We start from the raw sequence: 18,108 nt of genomic DNA on the forward strand, positions 1-18,108 counted from the left end.
ACTCAGATCAACGATGCCAGCCACTGGCGCGTACTGTCGGCATTCCCCATTTCAAAGGGCACGGCGACGTTGCGCTGGGCCAGCTCCTGGCTTAGCACGACGTTGCGTTGCAACTCGTTGTTACAGGCCATCAGTTCTTCAGCGAACTCTGCCAGTTCATCGGCATCCAGGTTGAATTCCAACTGGCTCAACTCGGCCAGATAGCGGTCGAGTTCAAGGTTGATCGCCTGGAAGTCCCGGACCAGGCCGGCGTGCGGCATGACCGACTCGATAAACGCCCAGAGCTTTTTCGCCACGCTGCTGTGCAGCATGAAATAGTTGAGCCCCAGGGTAACCACGCCTGTGACCAGCGCACTGGCAAAGGCTGCCAGTTCACTGCCGAACGGGAAATTGCACAGTGGCAGCAATTGCGCATAGGCCAGCGAACCGACCACTGTGGCGGAGCCCAGCGACATCAATGAAATCACGGCTTTGCACAGGTCAACAAACGCCAGCTGGTCTGGGTTAAAAATCAGCAGTTTGATGGCTTTGACCAACTGGCCCCAGACCTCGCGAATGATCTTGATCGCCATCAATTGCGTGGTTGCCAGGATATTGAACAGCGTCGTTGTGATGCTGCCCAAAATGCCCGCGAACACGCCGTCCTTGAAGGCAATGAGAAACTCATTGAAGCGCGCTTGCACCCGTCGCCAGATACCTTGGAGCGTCTCGCTGATGCTTTCGATAAAACTTTCGAAACTGAAGTTGTGCTTGATCTTGTCGAGCAGCGTAGGCAGTTGGTCGCGCAGTTCAAACCAGATCTCTGCCATCACCAGCCCGAGCATTTGGCGCGTGCCCATGTTCAGCCCGGCTACGCCGGACGCGGCGGCCGTCTGGTGCAGGAATTTGCTGCTGGTGTAATACGTGTAGTTGATTTGCTGGTCGTAGGGCGCGCGGGCGGCTTTGTCGCGTTTACGCATTTCATCGGGATCGATGGCTTTTAGCTCGCGGATCTTGTCTTCGCTCTTGCGAATGTTATCCGCGAGTACGCGTGCCTTGTGTTGTTGCTCAGGCGTACCGCGTGGCAAGGTTTCAAGGCGTTTGCGATCTCTGGCCAGGTCTTTTTCATGGCCGGTGATGAGGCTCGGCAAATGGTTCAGGTAGTCATTGATGGACGACTGTTTCTTCGACTTGTTGACCGTTTCCTGGGTCGATTGCAGGTTGCTGCTTTGGTTGGCCAGTGTCACACCGTCGAGCCCTGCGAGGATGCGCCCTGCGTCGCCATGGATCTCATTGGCGCTGATGACATGGTCAAGGTTTCTCGTCTCGCCCTTGCCCATGACTACATTACGGTAGGGGTCGTGCAGCGTGCCTGCCTGCTGACTCAGTTTGTCTTTCAGGCCGGTCGCTTTGTAGTTTGGGTCTGAGTGATAAAGCGTCGAGTCATAGTCTTTTTTTTGCTGCTCGTACCGCTGCTGTTCGGCCTCTGTGGCCCAAATACCTGCGCGAACATTGTGCACGGTGTCGACTTCACCCCCGCGCTTGTCCTTGAAAAGAAGAAAGTCCAAGCCAAAGCTGGTGACCAGGCTGGTGATGACGGTGTTCTCGAGCTCTTCGGCCCAAGGGAAATCCTGCGCGGCGGCGTGCATGATGGCATCCATGACAAACGAGGGGGAGTAATGAAAGGGGAACGCTCTGCGCTCCCCTTGAGCGCATCAAGCCTTCTTGAATTGTTGCGCTTGGGCGTCGGCGTTGCTCAGTACGTCGTCCAGTTGGGTGCTGTTCAACATCATGGAGCCGTGCGCGTCCGTCTCCATCTCTGGCACGCCTTGCTCGTTCAGCACGGGCTTGCCGTCGACCTTTTTGACTTTGAAGATCGGCGTGGTGATCACGTTGACCAGGATGGACGCCAGGGCGAAGCCGTTCTGGATGGTCAGCATGATGGTGTCGCCAAAGCGCTTCAACTCAGCCTGCCCGTCGGCGTTGCGGCTTTTGGCATCCTCAATGACGCTGTTGATGCCCTTGAGGCTTTCGAAGTACTGGTTGAACTGTTCGAACAGCGCAATGAGCGTGGTCCAGATGCTGTGAACATAGGTTTCGGTCGCATCGAGGTGCTCGATTGCCTTGAGCAGTTTTTCAATGGCTTGATCCACTTCGCGGCTGGCCTTGCGCGCGTTTTTCAGTGCCTCTTCACCGTGGCTGTCATAAGCCCATCCGGCAATGGCCAGTACCGGCCCGGCCACAGCGGCGCCGAGAATAGCCGTACCGCCCGCCATGCCTAGGCCGCCGGTCGCCAGCGAGCCGCCGCCAATGGCTGCCAACGTCGCGTTGGTGGCTGCAACGCCCGCCAGCGACGAGATCGCTGTGCCCGTAGACGCTGCGCCCAGCGCCATCACCCCGCCGTACACCGCGAAACCTGCAGCCGCCCCGGCAGCACCGGCACCGGCGGCAGAACCCAGCACGCCGATGGCGGTGTAGCTGTAGTTGGAGATGGTTTGCAGCTTGTGCTTGGGAATGTTGATTTCCAGCTTGTTCTGGCGACCGGCGTTCAACTGCTGCAAGAGCGAGTCGGCGAGGGTTTTGAACTCGTTAAAGCTTTTACCGATTTGCAGCTCTTTTTCGCCCAGTACGCTCAATGCCGAGGTTGTGGCGGTTTCTTGCGCGTCAAAAGCGCGCTTTTTGATGTCATAGCGCTGTTTGGCGCTATTGACGATCTCGTCGGCTTCGGAATGTTTCTGGTAACCGTCATAGCCTTTCTTTGCGCCATAAGCGGCGCTGACCAGGGCGGCTGCACCGAGGATGAGGGGAAGCGGCATATCAATATCCCTTTGATTATTTTGAAGTTAACATCTTTGGGTAAGGCGGTGGAGGCGTGATCTTAGAAGCGATATCGGCAAAGTGCCATCATGCTTTAGGCGGATATTGAATTTTTTTACCAGGGAGGCGCACGGTGACAATGGTGTGCTCGCCAGTGAGTGTTTTCGCCCCATTTTTGTGCGCGAGCCATCACGCGTTCATCGCCAGGGCGCCTATCTCCAGTACAACCGTAACGGCCCGTATCTTGCTTGGGCCTTCTCAATCAATGACATGGCATTTTGCTTCTAGTCATTTTCAGTTTGTTTCAGGGAGCGGTCGGGCATGCACACTCTTCTATCACCCGGTATCCATTTGCTCGGCCGTTTCGGTTTTGCGCGCAAGTTCCAGGTGCTGTTTTTCCTGTTCATGCTGCCCTTGGCCGGGAGCCTCTGGATGATTGGCGCGGACTATCGCGACAAGTTGACCGTGATATCCAGCGAGCAGTCCGGCGTGCACCAACTGTTGGCCCTGGACACGCTCGATGGCCAATTAACTGCGCAACGTAACCTGGCCGCGCGCTGGAAAGCACTGGATATCCTCCACGCCCCAACCCCTGCCGCCCAGGCTGCAATGGACAACGTGGATGCTGGCAACCCGATGATTATGCACAGCCTGCAAGCCCTGGGTGAGGCGCTCAAAGCCCGCAATGCCAGCGCCGACACGCTGGCGCGTTTCGAGGCGTTGCAGGCGGCGGTCAAGGGCATGGACACTCAGTCCTTGCGCACCGTGGGCTGGTGGCCGGACGGCTACGACCGTTTCACTGCCGCGTTGACGGCACTGCAAACCCTGCGCGAGCAAATCACCCTGGACACTGGCCTGATCCTCGACCCGTGGCTGGAAACCTACCTGTTGATGCAGATTTCTACCCAGCACACCCCGGACTTGATCGAGCGCATCGGGCGCACGGCCAGTGTTGGCCAGTCGTCCATCGCCTCGGGGCAGTTCACCTTGCAAAGCCGCTTGCAGATGCGCGACCTGCGCGGCCGTATCGGCGATGCACGCGACCAATTGGCCAAGGCCGCCGCTTCGCTCAAAGCCAAGCAATATCCCGGGATAGAGCCGTGGACGGCGCAATATGACAGCAGCCTGCTGCTTCTGGACAACCAACTCAAGACCTTGGACGACGGCGTGTTTGGCGGCACCATCAAATTGGACACCGCCGCCTTCGACCGCAGCGTCGACAGCATGTTGGGCGCGTTGGGGGCATTGCGCAGCCAGTCGCTGAACTCACTGGATGCGCGCCTGAGTTACTACCGCGAGCGCTCGCTCCAGCACTTTATTCCGGTGGCGGCGACGTTCAGCCTGCTGGCCCTGGCCGCGCTGTACTTGTTTATCTGCCTGCAAGCCTCGATTCGCCGCAGTGCCAGTGGCATCACCACGCTGGCCGAGTCTTTGCGCGACGGCAACCTGTGCGTGGAGGTGGCGGTAGAAGGCCGTGACGAACTGGCGGCCATCAGCCGTGCGCTCAACGTTGCGGTGGTGCAATTGCGCACCAGCCTGCTGGGCGTCAACCACGAAACCCAGCAACTCGGTTCTGCCGTACTCACACTTAACGCGCAGTCAGGCAGCACTCTCACCGAGGTCGAAGACCAGCAACACCAAATCAGTCAGATTGCGGCCGCCGCAACCCAATTGGCCGCCACCTCGATGGGTGTGGCCAAGAGCTGCGAGCAGGCCTCAAGCAGCGCGCAGCACACACGACGCATCGCCCAAGACAGCAGCCGCGACAGCCAGCGCACTACGGCGAGCATCCAGCAACTCAACCAGCGCCTCACCGACACCGCCAACGCCTTGGAACAGGTCAGCCAGCAGGGCCAGCAGATTCAGTCGGTGGTCGACACCATTCGCGGCATCGCTGAGCAGACTAACCTGCTGGCGCTCAACGCCGCCATCGAAGCGGCCCGCGCGGGCGAGCAGGGCCGTGGTTTTGCCGTGGTGGCCGATGAAGTGCGCAGCCTGTCGCAACGCACTCAAGCCTCGACCGCGCAGATTGCCGGCACGGTCGACAGCCTGCGCGCAACGGTGAGCCAAGCGGTCACGCTGATGGGCGCCGCGTGTGATCAGGCGCTGACCGATGCCGAGTCGGTTACCGGCCTTGGCGCTCGTTTGGGCGAGATCGCCGGCGCCGTGCAGAACGTCACCGACACGTTGGCGCAGATCGCGGCAGCAGTGGAAGAACAAGCGGCGACGGCCGATGAAGTCAGTGGCAATATCCAGCAAGTCGACCAGGCAGCAGGGCGCCTGCTGGACGGTGCGCGGGCGGTGAACCAGGCCGTGGACACGTTGAGTAAGGGCAGCCAGGCGTTGAGTGATAATACCGCTCGGTTCCGGTTGGGCTGAGGCGCTGTAATGTACCGGTGAGCGCCTGACAATCGTCGTGAATATCTACCGCTGATACGAGCGTGCCGCGTCGCATGCTGATGGCTCATTTCATCAGCATAAGGACAGTGCCAATGAGCACGTCGAATACCTCACCTGCCTTACCAACACCTGAGCAAATACGTACACACTTGCTCGAAATCAACCCTGACCTGCGTACTCAAACCACGCTTGCTGTGGCATTGCCGGCTGAGCTGCTGGCATTGGAAAAACTGAACACCGCGCTGATCAGTGCCAACGAACAGTTTCTGAAGGCTGCGCGCGGCTTTTACCTGGGTTTGAGTGAGGCAGACCTCACTCAGGAAGCCGGCAAGACACTGCTTGCCAAACTCAAGAGTGATCTGAACAAAAACCTGCAAGGCCTGGACGAAACCAGCACGGTGGAAGGCCAAGGTCGCAAGAGCTATATCACCTTGACGGCCGGGCTTGGTGCACTGGAACAGCAGGCCACCCTTGATGCGCGGGATTACCTGCTGGCCCCCGCCGAACAATTGATGATTGAAGACTGCTCCCGTGGCCCGGCCTTTCGTCCCGGTATGTACTCGCTCAATTTCAGCTACCAGGATAAGGTCGTGGAGTTTGCCGGGGCTTTTATTCTCACGCGCAAATCCAGCCCCATCGCACACGACCTGACGTCGGGGCAGGACCTTGGCCAAGTGCTGTTATTTACCCCAAATCGCGGCCTGGAGGTTTTTGCCACGCTGGCTGAACTTGACCAGGGTCTCCAACTGCTGCTGGCATCGCCGGCGGGCCTTGCAGAGTTCAGCCGGCACTTGCCGCTGCAATATCAGGCGCTGGACGCATTCGATATCTGGCCCCTGCAACTGCTGCCCATTGAGGGCGAGCCGCTGTTTGAGCACACCTATAACGCGTTGCTCGACAAGCGCCGTCAAGACATCGACCTGGTCTTGAGCCTGGCCGACAACCCGCTGCACGATGCCGAACTGCTCACGACCGCGCTGGACAACGCGGTAAAGGCCGCGCTCCCGGACTTGTCACTGCGCCTGCAATTTCGCCAGCAACAGCTGCTCGAGCACAGTTTGTACAATAGCCTGCCGCAGTGGTATCGCAGCGCTGACGCGGCGGCCCAGGCCACCCTGAGCGGCTTTATCCAAGGCTACAATCAGGCCCGGCAAGCCTTGCTCGACTTGCTCGGCCCGGGCGCTTCACCCCAGGCCTTGGCGAGTTATCAGCTGACCGAATACCTGGACGAAGAGCTGGAGATAGTTGACCTGGACCTGCAAGACCTGCAGATCACCACCCGACGCAAGGTCGCCAACGTCGGCACCTACGAGCAGCAGCGCAACCTGGCAGAGCTGAGCTATTGGGGCTTGCACCCCGGCGACGAGCTGCCCGGCTCGGACTTCCTGGCCAACACCACCCTGGCCTACACCGGCAACACCGAGCGTGGCCAGCCTATGGAGCTGACCGCGCAACGCCTGCTCGACATACTCCGCGAGCCAGGCCTGCAACCGCGCTTGGATTTTGCCGCGCTGCAAAAAGAGCTGCAGGCCAAGCCGGAACTCAAAACGGCTGCCCGGGAGCTGTTCGATCAACGTTTGGTGCTGTTGGCCTATATTGCGCGCTTGCGCGGCGATTTGAGCCAGCCTGACTACGCCTTGTTCGAAAGCCTGCGGGCCGGCACTAACCAGCGCCTGCGCGCGCAGACGGTGCTGTTGCACGGTGCGCAACTCAAAGACCTGTGGTTATTGCGTGAGGACGATGCAGACGGTCAGTTGCGACGCTTGTTGTTATGCACGCCCGACTCTCCCCGTGAGCAACAGTTCGTGGCCTTTACCTCTGAGCGTGAATGCCAGACCCATATCATCGGCTGGGTCGATGACAACACCCGGCTCAAGGGCCGGACCATGAGCGACTACCTGCTGGAACAATGCCCGCTGCGTTTTCGCCCGAAGATGAGCACGTTCCTCGCCGGGCTGAACTACAAACCCGACGCGATGGAGCACGAAGAGGTGACATTCGGCCCGGTGTGTTCGCACACGGTATGCCTGGAGGCCATGGCTGTTTACTCGCATAGCATCGCCGTGGATGACTACGAATACAGCACCCCTCTATGGTATCGCTCGGCCGAGGCGGCAGATCGCGCGCGGCTGGCCGGCTTTGGCGAGGATGCGGCGGGCGCTTTGCGCGTGTATAACGCCCGGCCCGATTCAGAAGCGAACTTCATTGCCTTCAACGCGTTTGTGCATGAGAAAGCCAAACTCAGCCTGAACACGCTGCTGGGCCGCAGCCAGAACGATATTGACCCCGACAGCGTTTACGTGTCGGCGCCCTGGCCGCTGTTGGGGGGCAAGCCGGCGCCGCTCTCGTACACCCGGTTGTACCGTGATGGTTACGCGGACAACGTCGGCTTTATCGACCCTAAATTCTCCACCTCGGCCACCTTCAGCGGGCCGGCAGGCGTCGACCTGAGCCCACTGACCGCGCAAAACGTGGCGCGATCGGTCACCGGTGTGTGGATCGGCCAACGCTATACCGACGAAGTCCGCGCCAAGCTGCAAAGCGCCAGCAGCGCAGGCTACGCAGAGCGACGTGACGCCACCTTGGCGATTAACCAATTGCAGATGAAGCACGCAGCGCTGGACTGCTGCCTGCGCGGTCATATCGCCCGCATCGACCTGGCTTGGCTGGAACGCGCCATCGATGGCCTTGGCGACACGACGGTGGCAATGCGCAACACCTATAAGGTCCATCGGCTGGCGATTGACGGCGACTGGGTCATGGGCTGCTACCTGTTCAGCCATGCGGATAACCCTGTTCTGCTGTACACCCCCAACGCACCCGATGAGATCGCCTGGCGTGAGGCGAAGCTGTTCAATTACTGGCTGAAAAAAGTCGATGGTGTATCGGACTATCTGCTTGGCCGAGTGACGGTCAAGTCCGAGACCCGAATCAGGCAGTTGCTGGAGGCGGCTCGCACCGGGTTGCCCGCGACGATCGATCGCACGAGCCCCAGCCCGGCACGCCATGACCCCATCGCCCAACTCAATCCCCTGAGCGATCTGCGGCACGAGTTTTACAACATGGTGTTGCAGCGCAAAATCGATGATGTGGCCGCCACCACGGTCAACCGCACTGAAAAAATCATGGGTATTTTCTGGACCTGCGTGGAACTGGTCACCGCCATCGCCACCATTCCGTTTCCGGCGTTGAGCCTGGGCCTGGGTGGTCTGCTGGCGTTCAAGGATGCGATGCTCGGCATCAGTGCCTACCACCACGGCGATAAGCATGGCGCCCTGCAACACTTTATCGGCTACCTGGCCAATCTGGGCGGTGCGCTGTTGTTCGATTTCCGTCAGGCCATCAAAGGCCCGTTCAACGTACTGTCGATCCGGCCGGCGATTAAAGCGGCCAACCGCGCCACGCTGCTCAAGGAGCTTGACCCGCGCATTCCTGCCGACATGAAACCGGTGATGTTCGACGCCAAGGCGTTTTGGGTAAAGAGCACCCCGGACCCTATTGGCCGTTACTTGCTCTATCGCTATGACCCACTCACCGGGCAAATGCTTTCCACCTCGCGCCTGGTCAACCAGAACGCCAAGGGCCAATGGGTTCGCTCAGGGGTTGTGGGCGGAGGGCGCAGGAAGTATCAGCTGTTGCAGGAGCAACAACCGACCCTGCCGCGCTACGAGTTCGAGGCTACACAAGGCAAGAATTTCAGAGCGGTACTCGACCCGGATTTTGTGCGCAGGCTCGCCGAGCATCCCGATGACGTGATCGCACAGGCCGTACCCAGTGGGATTTATAGCGAACTGAGCCCGCTGCGTGAAAGCTATGCCAGGCAGGTGCAACAGCTGACCGACGATGCGCAGGCATTCTTCGCTTCACCCCCGGCACGTGCGGCCCGCCTGGACTTACCGCAACTGGCGCCCGACTCAAGCCCCACCAACGTGCTTGCCAGCCTGTTCCCACTCCAGAAACGATTGATCATTGGCGCGCCTAACAACAGTGTCGGCAGCAAGCAGCTATTGATCGAAAACCTGCCGGCATTGGCCGCCCAAGGGCTCAAACGCTTGCACATCGAGAACTTGCCGGCTGATGTGTTCCGTAACAAGCTTAAAATCATCAACGGGGAGATCAAAGGCAATGTTCAGGCCGCGTTGAAAAAGGTTGAGGCCCACTTGGCACGGGTCGACCAATCCCTGGGCTGGGGGGCGGACGCGCCTTTTACCTACAGCAAGCTGCTGTTGGAAGCACACAAGAACAAAATCGCCATTGAGGGTATAGACGCTTCAAGCTCTTACCATATGGAGCACGTGCTCGAGCTTTCGACGGCCGAACGCTTTAGCCCGCGCAGCAGCCAACTCAGAAATTTCTATTCGCATAAAGCCCTTGGCACAAAACCGCCTGATGAGGGCTGGATCGCCCTGGTGGATCACAATCGCATTGGCAGTGCCGACGAGCTGCCGGGATTGGCCGATCTGCAAAATACGATTGCCCTGCGTGTACAGGATGTGGATCTGGGGCAGGCAGTGGGTATCGTGCCGGATACGTCCACGGTCGCGCTGTCCAGAGGCGACTATAAACTGAGCGTGGCGCCGTCTTCACAGACCTTGCCAACGGCCGGCCCTTCAAGGGGTCTGCAGGTGCCCACGGCGGCGTCCCATTTCAGCGAGTTTGATATGGCCGCGTCGTTTAAACCCGACCTCGACCAAATGGTGTACATCCACCGCGCCTTTGATAGTCGCTACGGTGGTGGCCCATTCAAAAGCGCGTTCGAGTCCTTTAAGAGCATCCGCAATCGATTGAATGACACCGCCAGAGAGGCGCTTGCCGCGTTCATACCACCATCAAGGCCTCTCTTCACCGACTTGGCCACAGCGACCAACAACGCGGCGTTTCTCACCAAGCTGTATAAGCTCAAGCGGGGCCTGATTATCAGTGAATCTCATCGCCATCAGTCGAGCAAAAAATTCCTGATCGACTACATGAAGGTTTTGGCGGAGCACGAGGTCAAGACCTTGTACCTTGAACATCTGCTCACCGATGTGCACCAAGCAGAATTGGACCTCTATTTTGTGTCCAAAAAAATGCCGGAAAACCTGAAGCGTTATTTGAAGATGCAAGACAGTGGCCATATGTTCAATTACACGGGAAAAAACACCTACACCCAAGTGATCAAGGCCGCCAATAAAGCGAAAATACGGGTTCGGGCACTCGATTGCACGGCCAGTTATCACCCCAAAGGCTTGTCGGCGCCCAACGCCCGCGCGAACATGTTCAGCTATTTCGCCAATGAGGTGATCAAGGCTGACCAGGCGGCATTCGGCCCGCATAACTGGGTGGCGCTCATGGGGAATGCCCACGCCGATATGTTCCACGGTGTCCCGGGTATCGCACAGTTACAGGATGCGGTCAGCTTGACGGTACGCGATGTCGCCACCGGCCATGCTCGCGCCCTGCATCGGGGCGAATGGGAAATTCTTGATGGCGGCGTGGGCACCCCCGAGGGGCTCGCCGTACGCAGCGACTTCAAGGTGGATGTTGCAATTGCGGGCACTTCTGCGCCACGTAATATGCACCTGACGGACCGTGCATGGTTGAGAAGTGTCGACGACTTCCTGGTCGAGCGGCCCTCCAGCACGCAAGCCACAGTGGTCCACTATTCCAACAGTGGAGCTATCACTTCCAGCCCTGTTCAAATCAACGACAAGGGGCAGTTCTTCATTGAGCACTGGCCCCAGTTGCAGACGCGGCGTTACGCAAGCTTGAGGGCGTTGACCGACGCACTCAAAAGTGAGTTGTCGCTGACGGCTGTTTCTGCCAATACCGTGCCGAGCGTGCGCCTGAAAAACGTCGGCGACTTTGTGGTCGAGCACGTCTCGTCCACTCAGGCCAATCTGGTGCACCGATCCCGAAGCGCAGACATTGTGAGCACCCCGATTCAAAGGGACGAGGCGGGACGTTTGTTCATTACGCGCTGGCCGCAGTTGAAAGATAGACGGTACGCAACGATGGGCGCCTTGACCAATGCCCTCAAGACCGAGGTGGGGTTGACTGCCGTCCTCTGATCCGTACGTCTGCGCAGCCTCTGCTGAAGGGGCTGTCGGAATTAATCATGGGCACTCCACAGTGCTGGCGTAGTCTTATGCCCAGATACCTATGCCTACCCTGCGGAGCTGCCCATGATCACTGTCCACCACCTCAACAACTCGCGCTCACAACGCATCCTCTGGCTGCTTGAAGAACTCGGCCTGCCCTACGACATCAAGCGCTACCAACGCGACCCGAAAACCAACCTGGCGCCACCCGAACTCAAAGCCATCAACCCGTTGGGCAAATCCCCGGTGATCGAAGACGGCGCTTTGGTGCTGATTGAGTCCGCCGCGATCATCGACTACCTGATCCGCCGCCACGGCCAAGGCCGCTTGCAACCCGATCCGGCTACGGCCGCCTACGACAAATATGTGCAATGGCTGCACTTTGCCGAAGGCTCGGCCATGTTGCCGCTGATGCTCAACCTTTACGTCGGTCGTTTGGGCGAGGCGGGCGCACCGCTGCACCCGCGTATCGAATCGGAAGTGGCCAATTACCTGGGCTATTTGAACAGCGTGCTGGCGGACACGCCTTATCTACTCGGTGATGAGTTGAGCGGCGCGGATATCCAGATGAGTTTTATCGGCGAAATCGCCAAAGCCCAAGGCAAGTTGCCAGCCTATCCAAACCTGGCGGCGTGGGTGCAGCGCTTCCAGGCGCGCCCCGCGTACCGCAAGGCGGTGGAGCAGGGCGGCGAGTACGCATTCGCCAAATAAGTCAGCGCAGCCGGCACAAGGTGCTGTGTCTGCCTTTTCTTAAGCGCTTTTGCCCTCAAAGCGCTTCAGGGAAAATGACGACAGGTCCAGGTCACTCGACCCGCGCATGCACCACTGCGCAAACGCCTCACCCAGCGCCGCCGAATGCTTGAAGCCGTGCCCCGAGCACGGCGACACCACCAGGGTGTGCTGCAGCGTGGGGTGTTTGTCGATGATGAAATCGTGGTCCGGCGTCACGGTGTAGGCACACACCGCCGACTTGACTACGTTGGCCGACACGCCAGCGATACGGCCCTTGACCTGCTGCTCGTACATCTCCTGCGCTTGCGCCGCCGAGACAGTGCGGTCCAGCGTTTCAGGCGTGGCCGTGGTGTGATACTGCGCCGTGGCCAGCTTCATGCTGCCTTCGCCGGGCAATGCCGGGAACCCATAGTGGGTCTGATCCTGCCCGTGCGTGAGGATGTAAGTGGGCGATTTACCCACCAGATCTGCACCGGCCTCAAGCGCGAACCAGAACAACTGTTGCCGGTAAACACTGAGCAGTCGATCAAACGGCGCGCCGAGTAAACCGCCGGCCCAGTTGCCGGCACTCACCACCAGCTTGTCGGCCTGTAGCGTGCGCCGGTCGGTGGTCACCGTTACGCCGTGAGCATCAGAGCTGATATGAGTTACTGTCTCGCCCTTGTACAGCGTGGCGCCGTGTTGTTCGGCCAAAGTAAGTTGCACATCAATGCAGCGCTCAGGGCGCACAAAGCCGCCGCCAGGCTCGTAGTAGCCAATGGCGCTGTCCGCCACCTGGGCAAATTGCGGGAAGCGTTGGCGAATCTGCGCAGCGTCCAACAACTCATGTTCGATGCCATAGGCCTGCGCCAGGCCAATGGTGCGCAAGGTGAAGTCGGTTGCATCGCAGGGGTCGAAGTCATCACGGGAGGTGAGCACCAGCAACCCTGACTGCTCAAACAGCGCCTGCCCCGACAACGCCTCAAGCTCGCGCCAGATAGCGTGCGAACGCCGCACAATGGGCACGTACTGCGCACCTTCGCCCACCGACAGCCGCGTGATACGCGTGTCGCCATGGCTGGAGCCAAAGGTATGGGGCGGGTAGTGACGGTCGATACCGGCGACGTTTACCCCGGCTTTTGCCAATTGGTACAGCGTGGCGGCACCCATGGCGCCCAGGCCGATGACCAGCGTTTCGTAGCGTTCCAAGGTGGGTACTCGCGTGTGAGGGCAGGGCAGTAGTTGAGGGGAATGCGCGGGAAAAAACAATAAAAATCGCGGCAGACTGTATTTCCCGAGCATGACCCTGCGGTCTGTTTTGCATATGCCAATTACAAAGCGCTTTGCAATTTTTTATTCTTTCCTAACCTATACCCCCTTCATGCAAAGTCCGCCTTTCCTGCGATGACTTTTCATCGCTCTCGACTGCAAGGCCCTATGGCCGTTATCCGCATGGAGCATGCAATGGGTGTGAATCAGAACCTGCACTTCGGTCTGATTGGCCAGATGTTCAAGAGTGACTACAGCTGGCTGTGCGCGCGCGTTGGCCGGGCGATGGGCTGCCCGCATGGGGCGCAGGACATCGCTGCGGAAACCTTTTTACGGGTGCTGGCGTTACCGGACCCTACGGCCATTCGCGAACCCCGGGCGTTGTTGACCACCATTGCGCGGCGCCTGATGTATGAAGGCTGGCGCCGCCAAGACCTGGAACGCGCCTACCTGGAAGCGCTGGCGCAGGCGCCGCAGTTGGTGCATCCGTCGCCGGAGGAGCGTTTGTTGTTGATCGAGACGCTGCTTGAGGTCGATCGTTTGCTCAACGGGTTGTCGGCCAAGGCCAAGGCGGCGTTTTTGTATCACCAGCTGGATGGTTTGACCTATGCGCAAATTGGCGAGCGGCTGGACGTTTCGGTCAGCCGGGTGCAGCAGTACATGGCCGATGCATTCAAGCGCTGCTACCTGGCGATGGCGCAGCCATGAGCAGCACCGTAGCCGATGAGGCCATGATCGAGGAGGCGGCGCAGTGGATGGCATTACTGCAATCGGGGCATGCCAGTACCCAGGAACAGAATGCCTTTCGCCGCTGGCGCGAGGGCGACCCACGCCGCGCCGAAGTCTTCAACAGGATGGGCAGCGGCCTGTCGATACTCGGCAACGAAGGCCTGCGGCGCATGCCCCGCGAGAACTTGCTGCACACTTTGAACGCACCTTCGGGCCGTCGCAGTTTTTTGCGCACGACCTTGGCGCTGGCTGGCTTCGCTTCTCTGGCAAGTATCGTCACGCGGCTGTCCGACACCTGGCTGCCACCCGGAACCCTGCGCACTGGCACGGGCGAGCGTTTAAACCTCACGCTGGAAGACGGCAGCGCCTTGAGCCTGGATGCGCGCAGCAAGGTGGTGACGCAGTTCGACCCGCTGCAACGGCTATTGCAGTTACTCGATGGCAAGCTGCTGGTGGACGTGGCCAAGGACAGCCTGCGACCGTTTATTGTCGAGACCGAACAAGGCCGTATGCGCGCGTTGGGCACGCGGTTCCTGGTGCAGCAGGGCGAAGGCCAAACGCAGATCACCATGTTGCACTCCCAGGTGCAGATCACCACACGTAGCGGCGCCGTGCAGGTCATCAACGCCGGTCAGAAAGCCACGTTCAACGCAAAAGGCATCCTTAAGCTTGAAGCCGCCAGTGGTGGCGAGGCGGCCTGGACGCAAGGCCTGCTGCAGGTACGCGACCGTTCATTGGGTGAAGTGGTGGAGGCGCTGCGTGACTACCGGCGCGGCATTATCCGCGTCAGCCCCGAAGCGGCGAGCCTGCGCTTGAGCGGGATCTTCCCGCTGGACGACAGCCAGAGCGCGCTGCAACTGCTGGCCAAATCCTTGCCGGTGCAGGTCGATTATCACAGCCCGTATTGGGTCAGCATTGAGCGCCGATAAAATAATTTCTCGGTGCCCTATAAAAACCCCAAGGTTGTTGCACACCCCAATGCAGGCAGAGGTTTATCCACCTGCAAGCGCGCTGTCGCAGCGTTATAAATCCATGCTTTTTTAGCCTAACGGCGGCCTATAAAAATCACTGATTGGTTGTTCAACCCATCAACTGCATAACACTGATGGGGAAGCTCAACCATGCAATTCACACACCTCAGCCGCTCAACGCTGGCGGCGTTGTCCCTGGCCATTGGCGTGACCTTGACCGGTCATGGCTCCATCGCCTTCGGGCAGCCGGCGCCGGTCGCTGCCACCCAGGCTCGCACCTTCGACTTTGATATCGCCAGCGGCCCGCTTGACCAGACACTGCTTGATCTGTCGCGCCGCAGCGGGCAGAACATTGCCTTCCAGCAAGACCTGGTGCAGGGCCTCATCAGCGCGCCCGTGCGCGGCCGCTTCACCACCGAGCAAGCGTTGCAGCAGGCGCTGCGCGGCTCAGCCCTGGATGCCGTGGCGAGTGGCGACGGCGGTTGGGTGCTGCATCGGGTCGCCAAGGCGCCCGCTGCCAGCGTCAAACCTGCCGCCGTGGCGGCCAAAGTACCCGGCGATGTGGCCCTGGAAAAAGTCGTGGTCACCGGCTCGCGTATTGCCCGCGCGCAAGTCGAAGGGCCGTCGCCGGTAACGGTGATCAGCAGCGAAGAGATCACCAATCGGGGCTACAAAAACGTCTACGACGCCATCGCCTCGCAAACCCAGAACACCGGCATGACCCAGGGCGAAGATTACGGCAACACCTTCCAGCCGGCCGCCAGCGCGCTCAACCTGCGCGGGCTGGGGCCTAACCACACACTGGTGCTGATCAACGGCCGGCGCGTAGCCGACTACCCCACGGCCTACGACGGCATGGTCAACTTCACCAACCTTGCGAACATCCCGGCGGTGATGATCGACCGCATCGAAATCCTCAGCAGCGGCGCCTCGGCGGTGTATGGCTCGGATGCGATTGCCGGCGTGGTCAACATCATCCTCAAGGACAAGATCAGCGGCGTGGACGTTAATGTGCGCGGTGGTTATGCCGAGCGGGGCGGCGGTGATAACCAGCGCCTGCAAATCAGCGGTGGCGACACCTGGGGTGATTTTGACGGCGTGTTCGGCCTGGAGCTGACCAACCGCCAGCCGATCTGGAGCAACCAGCGCGGCTTTATGACCGACGGCCCGGCGGTCAACGTCGGCTACCGGCGCAACCTCGACAGCGGTGCGTACCTGGGCCCCGGTTGCGGTGCCTACGGCGGTATCTACAACGGCAAGCTGGGCAATACCGGCAACCGCTGCACCACCAACCAGTACTACAACGACTACTCGACCTTGCAAGCTGAGAAGGAAAACTACGACGGCTACACCCGCGGCACCTGGCACTTCAGCGACAGCGGCAAGGTGTTTGCCGACTTGATGTTCGGCTTCGATCACACCCAGAACAACACGCGTGGGCCGAGTTTCACTTCACCGGACTTTATCAACCAGACCACCGGCAACCTGGAGCGCTGGTCGCGCAATTTTGCCGCGGAAGAAATCGGCGGCAAGACCAGCAACAACAGCAAATGGCGCGAGCTGTCCTGGACCGGCACCCTCGGCCTTGAAGACAAGTTCGCCAACAGCGACTGGGGTTATCAACTGGCGGCCAACCGCTCCGAATACACCAGCGACCGCACCACCCGTTACACGCCGCTGAGCGGTATCCGCGATTACTTCCTGGGGCCGCAACTGGGCACGCAGGATGGCCACCCGGTGTTTGCCCCGGACCCTTCGCGGCTCGACCAGCCGATGACCGAAGAGCAGTGGCGGCAGTTTCGCGGCAACCTGGTGCAAAAGAGCAAGTCGGTGTCCCAGACCTTCAGCGCCAACATCAACGGCGACCTGTTCGACCTGCCGGCCGGGCCGGTGGGGTTTGCCGGTGTGACCGAAGTGGGGCGCCAGTCCTACAGCGTGCATGTGGATGACCAGCTCAATGACGGCACCTTCTACAACACCACGCCAGCCTCGAATTCCGGTGGCTCGCGCGACCGTTATGCGGCGGGCGGCGAGTTCAGCATCCCCGTCACCGACACGCTGCTGGCCTCAGCCGCCGGGCGTTGGGACCAGTACAAATTCAGTGGTCGCTCCGAGCAACAGAAAACCTACAACCTGGGCCTTGAGTGGCGGCCAATCAACAGCCTGCTGTTTCGTGGCAGCTATGGCACCAGCTTCCGTGCGCCGGACCTCAACTACATCTACCAAGCCGACACCCGGGGCTACAAGCCGGACCAGATCGACTACTACGGTTGCAGCAAGGGCATCGAAAGCGCGTGCAATCGCGGGCGTGTCGACTACACCCAAAGCGGCACGCCGGACCTTGCGCCTGAGCGTGGTAAATCCTGGACCTATGGTGTGGTCTGGTCGCCGTCGCGCCAGTTCGATGTGTCGGCCGACTTCTGGCGCGTGCAGATCAAAGACCTGCTGACCACCGTCGACATCAACCGCCTGCTGCAACAGGAAGACCAATGCCGCAACGGCCTTCTCGACGCCACCACCTGCGCCGATGTGCTGGCGCGTGTGCAACGTAACGCTGGCAACGCCGCCGTCGACCCGAACCAGTTGCAACAGGTGCATATCAATGCCATCAACGCCGCCAGCGAGCGGGCCAGCGGCCTGGACCTCAAGAGCAATATCCGCTGGGGCGCCGGCGAGTACGGCGCGTTCAGCTCGGTGATCGGCTACAGCCTGGTGCTGTCCCACTACCTCAAGGACTCGGATGAGGCGCAAACCCAGAACGTGCGCAGCAGCACCAACTTCTACGACTGGCGCAGCAAGGTCAACGCCAGCCTGACCTGGGATTACCAACGTCTCACTACCACCCTGACGGGCCTGCGGTATGGCAGTGTGACCAACGGCGCGGGCACCGGGCGCTTGTCGCCGTGGGCCACCTTCAACGCCAGTGCCCGCTACCAGGTCACGGACGCGGCCAGCATCGGCCTGACCGTCAATAACCTGTTCAACACCTACAAGCATGATGACTCCGCGTGGCCGTACTACCCGGTCGGCAACTACGACCCTTACGGCCGACAAGTCTGGTTGGACGTGAGTTACCACTTCGGCAAATGAGTGCATAAGGACATGCGTTAACGGTCTAACCGGCGCCCTATAAAAACCTCGGCGCCGCCGCA

Annotated in this window: 9 protein-coding genes; 6 read left to right on the top strand and 3 right to left on the bottom strand. The window is 60.0% G+C overall.

Going from position 1 to position 18,108, the window contains the following annotated elements:
* Positions 1–2: 2 nt before the first annotated feature.
* Together P5706_RS10240 and P5706_RS10245 are read right to left on the bottom strand one after the other, a co-directional pair.
* Positions 3–1,628, bottom strand: coding sequence for a hypothetical protein (locus P5706_RS10240; protein WP_285679161.1), 1,626 nt, complete (start codon positions 1,626–1,628; stop codon positions 3–5).
* A gap of 66 nt (positions 1,629–1,694) precedes the next feature.
* Positions 1,695–2,795: a hypothetical protein gene (locus P5706_RS10245; protein ID WP_285679162.1), complete on the bottom strand. Its 1,101-nt coding sequence runs from the start codon at positions 2,793–2,795 to the stop codon at positions 1,695–1,697.
* Positions 2,796–3,117: 322 nt separating this feature from the next.
* Here P5706_RS10245 and P5706_RS10250 point away from each other — a divergent pair, with 322 nt between their 5' ends.
* The 3 genes from P5706_RS10250 (at position 3,118) to P5706_RS10260 (ending at position 11,987) form a co-directional block, all read left to right on the top strand.
* Positions 3,118–5,175: a methyl-accepting chemotaxis protein gene (locus P5706_RS10250; protein WP_285679163.1), complete on the top strand. Its 2,058-nt coding sequence runs from the start codon at positions 3,118–3,120 to the stop codon at positions 5,173–5,175.
* A 113-nt stretch (positions 5,176–5,288) separates the two neighbouring features.
* A complete protein-coding gene (locus tag P5706_RS10255; RefSeq protein WP_285679164.1) occupies positions 5,289–11,246 on the top strand; it encodes a membrane-targeted effector domain-containing toxin in 5,958 nt (1,985 codons plus the stop codon).
* A 114-nt stretch (positions 11,247–11,360) separates the two neighbouring features.
* Entirely contained in the window at positions 11,361–11,987 is a 627-nt protein-coding gene (locus P5706_RS10260) for a glutathione S-transferase family protein (protein WP_285679165.1), read from the top strand.
* Positions 11,988–12,026: 39 nt separating this feature from the next.
* On the opposite strand, the gene solA is transcribed toward P5706_RS10260, so the two are convergent.
* Positions 12,027–13,196 (bottom strand): N-methyl-L-tryptophan oxidase, encoded by a 1,170-nt coding sequence (solA, locus tag P5706_RS10265; protein ID WP_285679166.1) that lies wholly within the window; start codon positions 13,194–13,196, stop codon positions 12,027–12,029.
* Between the two features lie 255 nt (positions 13,197–13,451).
* On the opposite strand from solA, the gene P5706_RS10270 reads away from it, so the two are divergent.
* From P5706_RS10270 to P5706_RS10280, 3 genes are all read left to right on the top strand, one after another.
* Positions 13,452–13,964, top strand: a complete 513-nt coding sequence (locus P5706_RS10270; protein ID WP_285679167.1) for a sigma-70 family RNA polymerase sigma factor — start codon at positions 13,452–13,454, stop codon at positions 13,962–13,964.
* On the top strand, positions 13,961–14,914 hold the full coding sequence (locus tag P5706_RS10275) for a FecR domain-containing protein (protein WP_285679168.1): 954 nt from the start codon (positions 13,961–13,963) through the stop codon (positions 14,912–14,914). Before P5706_RS10270 ends, P5706_RS10275 begins: the two co-directional genes overlap by 4 nt.
* A gap of 192 nt (positions 14,915–15,106) precedes the next feature.
* A complete protein-coding gene (locus P5706_RS10280) occupies positions 15,107–18,046 on the top strand; it encodes a TonB-dependent receptor (protein ID WP_285679169.1) in 2,940 nt (979 codons plus the stop codon).
* Positions 18,047–18,108 lie beyond the last annotated feature (62 nt).

Source organism: Pseudomonas sp. ChxA (genome assembly GCF_030263855.1).
GTDB lineage: Bacteria > Pseudomonadota > Gammaproteobacteria > Pseudomonadales > Pseudomonadaceae > Aquipseudomonas > Aquipseudomonas fluorescens_CB.